This is a genomic window from Zarconia navalis LEGE 11467, assembly GCF_015207075.1.
Lineage (GTDB): Bacteria > Cyanobacteriota > Cyanobacteriia > Cyanobacteriales > Geitlerinemataceae > Zarconia > Zarconia navalis.
The window spans coordinates 1-7,357 of the sequence record NZ_JADEXN010000254.1; the positions used below are offsets into that span (position 1 = coordinate 1).

Sequence of the window (7,357 nt, forward strand, 5' to 3'; positions counted from 1 at the left end):
GGCGTATTCAGGATACTGGGCTTTTTTGGGAGCTTCCACCTCAGTGTAGGGCACTTCTTCGTAAGGCTGAGAGTACTGGCTGCGAGAAGCTTCGCTCTAGGTATCTTCTTCTTCGTACTCGGCGTAAACGACTTCCGGTTCTTCCTCGTAGAGGGGTTCTGGTTCCGGGCGAGACCATTCATCCTCATCCCAGCGAGACTCTTGTACGGGCCGTGCGGGCGCTTGGAGCGGTTCTTCTGCCGGGGTACGAATGCCACTGCCAAGCTGATTTCCGGGCTTGGCGACGGGGGTTCCGAACTCGTAGTCCTCTTCCCGTTCCCAGGGGGGCGTACTCAAATTCAGCCGCTCGAGAATGCCGACGCTCATCTGAGTCAGCCGCTCTTGTGCTCCTTCAAACACGATCAGTCGGTTCGGGCCGCTGCTAACGACTTCTTCGATGGGCTCAGGACGGATTCCGGGATTTGGGGAATGCCCACCGAGGCAATAATAATCGAGACGACGGTACCATCTTCGGTGTTGAATTTAAAGCCCCGCACCTGCCCGAGGAGTTCGCCGGTTTCGGTAATTACCTCGCTGCGGATTAAATTGCTGTAGCCCTCGACATCGAGGTCGTCTTCGATGACATCGTCGTCTTCGACCAAAATCACGTCACCAATTTGACTGATTTGAGAGAGGCGCATATATCGAGGCAGCGCCGTCACGGCCAGGATATTTTCTCTCACCCCAAGAGCAACGACGGTACGGCGATCGATATCCACCCATAGCTGACTGACGACCCCGAGGCGTTTGCCGGTATCGCGAGTAATGACTTGAGTGCCTAATAGATCGGAGCGTTGGCGAATGTTTTCGGTTGTCATTATAAGTGGAACCCAGATCTCAAATCTCGATCGATATATTAATACTACACAGAGGAACTTTGATGTTGCAATTTTATCCCCAATACTTGGGTGTAGGCTCCCCGCGCTTGCGTCACTCCAATGGTGCGCTCTGCCGATTCAATCATCGGTCGGCGCAAACTCACCACAATAAACTGGGCTTGTTGCGCTTGTTGTTTAATCATTTTAGCTAATCGTTCTACGTTTGCTCCGTCAAGAAACATATCCACTTCGTCAAAGGCGTAAAACGGGGAGGGTCGGTAGCGCTGCAAGGCGAAAATAAACGACAGGGCCGTGAGAGATTTTTCACCCCCGGACATGGAGGCGAGGCGCTGGACGGGTTTGCCTTTGGGGTGCGCCACTAAGTTCAAGCCGCTGCTGAAGGGGTCGTCGGTATCGTTGAGCTGGAGATAGCCGTCCCCTTGGGAAAGTTCGGCAAAAATGGCGGAGAAGTTTTCGTTGACGGCATCGAAGGCTTCGCGAAATGCCCGCAGGCGCAGGGTGGTAAAGTTTTCGATTCGCAGCAGAACTTCGGTGCGTTCCCCTTCAAGGGTTGAGAGTTTTTCGGTGAGTTGTTCCAGGCGAGCTTGGGTTTTGTCGTATTCTTCGAGGGCGAGCATATTAACCGGTTCCATGGCCTGAATGCGCTTGGCCAAGGATTTAAGTTCTTTTTGCAGGGCTTCAAAATTAATTTTTTCGGGGACTTCCGGCAGGGGATCGGGTAAATCGGCTTTGCGTTCGTCGAGTTGTTGGCGCAGGGTTTCGAGTTGTTCGCGCCGCTGCTGCTGGCTTTCTTGGAGTTTTTGCATCCGCCATTCGAGCTGTTGGGCGGCAACGCGCTGCTCTCGCAAGGCGGTTTCGGCACGATCGCGCGTTTGTTTCTCTTCCCCGAGTTTGGCTTCGATTTGGGTCAGTTCGGCTTGGGTGCGATCGATTTGTCCGACGATTCCCAGTTGCTGGTTTTCTAGAGCCGCTTTTTGAACGGCTTGGGTTTCTTGCCCGGTGAGATAATCGATCGCTTGCTGGTGCCCGGCTTGGATTTTTTCTTCCAAGCGTTGGCGTTGGGCATCGAAGGATTGGAGTTGTTCTTGGGCGGCACGCAATGCAGACTCCCGCTCTTGCAATACCAACTCCCGCTCGCGGATGGCCCCTTGGGCGGCTTGCCATTCGCTGTGGGTGCGATCGCCTTCGAGAACGGCGAGCTGTTGGCGCAGTTGTTGCAGTTGTTCTTCGAGTTGGGGAAGTTGCGCGCTCAGTTCTTCCAATCGTGTTTGGGCAGTCGATCGCTCTTGAGTACTTTTTTCCAATTGCGATCGCCCCTCTTGGTGCTGCTGTGCCAATCGCTGGATTTCTTTTTGCAGTTGTTCGCCTTTGAGCTGGCACTCTCGATACTGCCCCTTGGCGTCGGCGAGTTCTCGCGAGTGGAGTTTGAGTTCGCTTGCCCAACGCTCCAAGGTGGAGTCGCAGCGTTCGAGAATATCGGAAATTTCTGCAAGGCGATCGCGCAAACTCGCCACCTCTGCCGACTCTCGCACTTCTGCGTTGCCGAAGTGTAATTGGGAACTGTTGCCCCGACTCGCACCTCCCGTCATCGCGCCGCTGGTTTCGAGCAATTCCCCATCGAGGGTGACGATCAATCGCAATACGCCGTGCATAGAGGGGTGGTGCGGCCCCATATTCAGCACCATGGGGTCGGTTCTGGTTTCGATCTTGGGCATGGGTATATGGTAGTGGTTGATTTTGGGGGAGCGTATGAAGGCTCGACGGATACAATCGATCGCCAGCCACTGGCGAAAAACAACAAACAACCGATAGATTGTAAAGAGCCGATCGCGCCATCAAACCTCGGCTAAAGAATGTTTACTTTTGTTTCATTCATTTAATTATAAGGAGATTAGGTTGACTCGATCGCAGACCTCGAACTCGAATCAAAACCAGACGGGTGGATTTTCTCACGTTCCGGTCCTCCTTGGGGAATCGATCGCCGGATTGGCCGTGCGTCCCGGCGGTCATTATCTCGATGCCACCGTGGGGGCCGGGGGGCATACTCGTTCGATCTTAGAAGCGGCATCGGACGTTCGAGTGACGGCGATCGATCGAGATGACGAGGCAATCTCCACCGCGAGAGGGAATTTAGCCGAATATCGCGATCGCCTAGAATTTTGGCAGGGAAATTTTGCTGATTTTCCCCCATCCTCTGATGAATTTGACGGTATTATCGCCGATCTTGGGGTGAGTTCGGGACAGCTCGATATTCCCGAACGAGGGTTTAGCTTTCGCCACACCGCCCCGTTGGATATGCGTATGGATCGGCAACAATCCCTCACCGCCGACGAAATTATCAATCATTGGGACGAGCGAAAACTCGCCGACATTTTTTACCACTACGGCGAAGAGCGGTTTTCTCGGCGGATCGCCCGAGCCATCGTCGGGCGGCGTCCATTTCAAACCACCACCGATCTGGCGGCGGCGATCGCCCGCACTCTGCCATCTCGCTATCGATATGTTAAAATTCATCCGGCTACCCGCGTGTTTCAAGCGTTGCGAATTGCGGTCAATGAGGAACTCGCAAGTCTCGAAACGTTGCTCGATCGCGCACCCAGTTTACTGAAAGTAGGTGGTCGCATCGGGGTGATTAGTTTTCATAGTTTAGAAGACCGACGGGTCAAGCACGGTTTTCGAGATGACCCGCAGCTTGGGGTTCTGACTAAAAAGCCAATTGTCCCCCAGGGGTCAGAACAAGTTGCGAATCCCCGGTCTCGTTCGGCTAAGCTAAGAGTAGCCGAACGGCTCAATGTTCGATCGACAACATGAAGATCGACCAAATTGTGAGTTGGAAATGTTCCGATCGCAGTTTAGTGCCCGAGTGGGAGATCTTAAGCCCGCTATCGCGCAAATTTGGGTGCGAACCCTTACACCAGAAAGGGACATTTCCGAGCCAAAATCGAGTAAGGTCAGTTGATTGTGAAATCTACTCAAATGCCGACCCGCGTCGAACCGATGACCGATGGAGATGGGATATTTGAGTTCGAGCAGGGTGATAACCAAACCCCAATACTCGAGCGATGCTCGGTGTGCTGGGAGCGAAAAAACAGCGACAGACCCCGTTCGGGGATCGGCATGGCAGTGCCATGCAAATTACGAGCGTTAGCCGACAAGTGGGAGATGGCATGAGTCGGGGAAAAAGTAACAGACTAAAACTTTTAGTGGTTGACGACGAAACGGACAACCTAGATTTGCTGTACCGTACCTTTCGGCGCGATTTTCGAGTTTATAAGGCCCAAAGCGCTCACCAAGCCCTAGAGGTTTTGGAAGAACGTGGAGAAATGGGTATTATTATCTCCGATCAGCGGATGCCGGAAATGAACGGAACGGAATTCTTAAGTAAGACCGTCGATCGTTTTCCAGATACGATTCGCATTCTCCTGACGGGTTTCACCGATGTTGAAGACCTTGTGGATGCTATTAATTCCGGTCAGGTGTTCAAGTATATTACGAAGCCCTGGAATCCCGAAGAACTCAAAGCTGTCGTCGGACAAGCCGCAGAAACCTACGGGATTCTCAAACAGAGAACCAACGAACTCAATCGCAGCTTGCGACGGGAATCCTTATTCAATGACGTGATGAGCGCCAGTCGAGAGGAAACGCTCTATAGCAAGATGTTGCCCAAAATCATCGAGACGGTGGGTAAAAGTTTTGCGGCCACCGGCGGCAAGCTCTATCCCGTTGAAGGAGATGGTTTCTCCCTTGAGACGTTTTTGTATTTAGCGCCAAATGCCGACGAGGATATCTTCTCGATCGAGAATCTTAACGCCATCGATAAGGTTCGCCAAGAGTGCAAAAGCCAATTGGTGGAGAGTCAATCCATCGAATCGGAGAATGGCAATTTGACCCAACTGGTGGTGCCGCTGGTTTATCAGCAAGACTTACTCGCAGTGCTCGCGCTCTACCAAGTTCAAAGCAACGAACCTTGGTCCCCCGATGATGTCAACCTGATCGAGAGTGTCGCCGAACAAGCAGCGTTGGCTTTGTCTCAAGCCCGACTCTACCAGCGCACCCAAGACCTGGTGGAGAAGATGCGGGCGGAGTTGGATGTGGCTCGCCAAATTCAGTCCAATTTGCTCCGCCAGACGATGCCGGAATCGGAAACGGAAAACGTCCAAGCCTGCTGCTATCCGGCGCTAGAGGTGGGTGGAGATTTCTTTGAGGTGTTCGTGCATCCTCAAGGGGATTTGTGGCTGGCATTGGGAGATGTTTCGGGAAAAGGCGTTCCGGCGGCTCTGTTCATGGCCAGTACGATGTCGGTCATGCGGCGAGAGCTTTCTCTGGATAATCCCCCCGATCCCGAAATCGTCATGCAAAACTTGAATCATGGTTTGGCCGACGATCTCATTAGTAATAACTGCTTTATTACAATGGTTTTGGCTCGTTATACGCCATCGACCCGACAACTCGTCTATGCCAATGCCGGTCATATTTATCCTTTAGTCTGGTCCCACAAAGACGTCGCCGAGCGCGCGGGCAAACCCTCAGAAACTGACATCGAACATCAATTTCTCAAAACGAGGGGGATTCCGTTAGGCATTTTGCCGGTTTGGAAAGCCAAATCTGGCTCTTTGACCCTGGCATCGGGAGATGTCTTTTTGCTGACCAGCGATGGACTGACCGAAGCAACCGTTACGGAAATAGACAGCAGTGGAGAAGAAAAATCGGTGATGTTACAACAGGAAGGGCTGTGGAAACTTCTCCAGCTCGAGCCGAGTCCGCTGGATTTATCTCGCCTCTTGAACCGCGTTCGGGAAAAAACCCAAGAGCAAGAAGACGATCAAACTATACTTTCTCTGGAGGTTCTGTAGTTGATGAAAATGGAACTGCACATAAAGGAACCGAGTCCGCTGGATTTATCTGGTCTCTCGAACGCGGTTCGGGAAAAAACCCAAGAGCGAGAAGACGATCGAACGATACTTTCCCTGGAGGTTCTGTAGTTGATGAAAACGGAGCTGCACATTCCCAGTGAGTTACGGTTTTTAAATATAGTCGAAAATTGGCTGCTGGGATGCTTGGAGATGGATCTCGGCGAAAGTGAGGATTGGTTGCGTCAATCGAATCGTTTGCGCTTGGTGCTCGCGGAAGCTTACTCAAATGTTGTCCGCCACGCCCACAAAGATCGACCTCATTTACCGGTCACCTTACGTCTGGAACTTCACCAAAGTAATCTCGTACTCGAAGTTTGGGATTTCGGTCGGGGATATCATTTGGAGGATTACGAAGCACCCACACCAGAAGCCCTGCAAGAAGGTGGATATGGCTGGTTGATTATGAATCGACTGATGGATCGAGTGGAGTATATCGCTCAACCCGACGGGCGTAATTGCTTGAAGTTAGAAGCGGATCTGTTGTGCTGAACGTTTGGGGGGTTGATGGCGATTCAAATCCAAGTCTCAAACCGATTGGACGCTGCTCGTTTCTATCTTCAAGAGTTTGTTGCCCCCCAAGCCGATCTCGTCGATCGCGATTGGGGGGCGTTACGGTCGGTTCTGATGGGTTTGGGCGATCGCGGATTGTTGGCACTGCGGCTAGAAGTTACTGAGGAAGTCTTTGACTCGTTTCAAGAGACGGTCGCTCGCTATTCTGGAGCGCTGGCGTTTTTGCAAACCCAACATCAAAGTGCCGCTGCAATGGTTGCCAGCAGCTCGAACGAACTCCTAAAACAGGACTATTTACCTCATCTAGCAACGGGAGGTCGCCTTCTCGGCGTGGGCTTCTCTCAGCTACGGCGTGCGGGCGCTCCTCCTGTGCGGGCGCGACGAGTTGATGCTGGGTATCAAATTGACGGACAAGTGCCTTGGGTGACCGGCTGGGGCTATTTCCAGGAATTCATCGTCGGGGCGATGCTGCCTGACGGACAGGCCGTGTTCGGCATCGTACCGTTTGCGCCGATCGATCGCGGGAAAGATGGGGCGATCGCCTTTGGAGAACCGATGCAACTCAATGCCATGACTGCCACCAATACCGTAACCGCTCGGCTCGATCGATGGTTTTTGCCACCCGAACGAGTCGTCAGTCTCAAGCCAACCGGTTGGATGGAGAAACAGGCACTTGAGAATTCGTTGCGTCACAGTTTCTTTCCTCTCGGATGCGCTCGCGCGGGCTTGGATATCCTTTGGGAAACAGCGCAGCGCAAGCAGCAAAGGTTTATGTTCGAGGCGTTTGAGGCTCTCAATATCGAGCTGAAAGATTGTCGCGATCGAATCTTCGCTCGGGTGCGAGCTAATGAGGTTTCCGATAACCCGATCGAATTGCGATCTCGGGCGATCGATTTAGCCGTTCGCTGCGCCCACGCCGCCGTTACCGTTTCGAGAGGGGCCGCAAATTACCGCCACCATCGGGCGGGACGAGTTTACCGAGAGGCTCTCGCCTATACGGTTTTCGGACAAACCACCGCCGTTATGGAAGCTACGCTGGCTCGGTTGGTGCGCGCG

The 7,357-nt window shown here is 52.9% G+C and carries 8 protein-coding genes and 1 pseudogene; 5 read left to right on the plus strand and 4 right to left on the minus strand.

Features of this window, described 5'->3' with window-relative positions; all coding sequences use genetic code 11:
* Window positions 1–96: 96 nt before the first annotated feature.
* The 4 genes and pseudogenes from IQ235_RS18975 to IQ235_RS19005 all read right to left on the minus strand — a co-directional run.
* Window positions 97–399, minus strand: coding sequence for a hypothetical protein (locus IQ235_RS18975; protein WP_441373271.1), 303 nt, complete (start codon window positions 397–399; stop codon window positions 97–99).
* Between the two features lie 2 nt (window positions 400–401).
* Window positions 402–857, minus strand: a complete 456-nt coding sequence (locus IQ235_RS18980; protein WP_441373272.1) for a PRC-barrel domain-containing protein — start codon at window positions 855–857, stop codon at window positions 402–404.
* Between the two features lie 44 nt (window positions 858–901).
* Entirely contained in the window at window positions 902–2,467 is a 1,566-nt protein-coding gene (locus IQ235_RS13810) for a coiled-coil domain-containing protein (protein WP_405196676.1), read from the minus strand.
* A pseudogene (locus IQ235_RS19005) lies at window positions 2,444–2,593 on the minus strand (NAD(P)H-quinone oxidoreductase subunit H); the annotation flags it as partial. The gene IQ235_RS13810 and the pseudogene IQ235_RS19005, both read right to left, overlap by 24 nt.
* A gap of 181 nt (window positions 2,594–2,774) precedes the next feature.
* On the opposite strand from IQ235_RS19005, the gene rsmH reads away from it, so the two are divergent.
* From rsmH to IQ235_RS13835, 5 genes are all read left to right on the plus strand, one after another.
* Window positions 2,775–3,689 (plus strand): 16S rRNA (cytosine(1402)-N(4))-methyltransferase RsmH, encoded by a 915-nt coding sequence (rsmH, locus tag IQ235_RS13815; RefSeq protein ID WP_264322033.1) that lies wholly within the window; start codon window positions 2,775–2,777, stop codon window positions 3,687–3,689.
* Window positions 3,690–3,839: 150 nt separating this feature from the next.
* Complete coding sequence (locus tag IQ235_RS13820) at window positions 3,840–4,049, plus strand: hypothetical protein (protein ID WP_264322034.1); 210 nt, start codon at window positions 3,840–3,842, stop codon at window positions 4,047–4,049.
* Window positions 4,046–5,731, plus strand: coding sequence for a SpoIIE family protein phosphatase (locus IQ235_RS13825; protein WP_264322036.1), 1,686 nt, complete (start codon window positions 4,046–4,048; stop codon window positions 5,729–5,731). The genes IQ235_RS13820 and IQ235_RS13825 overlap by 4 nt, the downstream gene beginning before the upstream one ends.
* A gap of 132 nt (window positions 5,732–5,863) precedes the next feature.
* Complete coding sequence (locus IQ235_RS13830; RefSeq protein ID WP_264322037.1) at window positions 5,864–6,280, plus strand: ATP-binding protein; 417 nt, start codon at window positions 5,864–5,866, stop codon at window positions 6,278–6,280.
* 15 nt (window positions 6,281–6,295) lie between these two features.
* Window positions 6,296–7,357: acyl-CoA dehydrogenase family protein (locus IQ235_RS13835; RefSeq protein ID WP_264322035.1), on the plus strand; the 1,062-nt coding region annotated here is incomplete at its 3' end.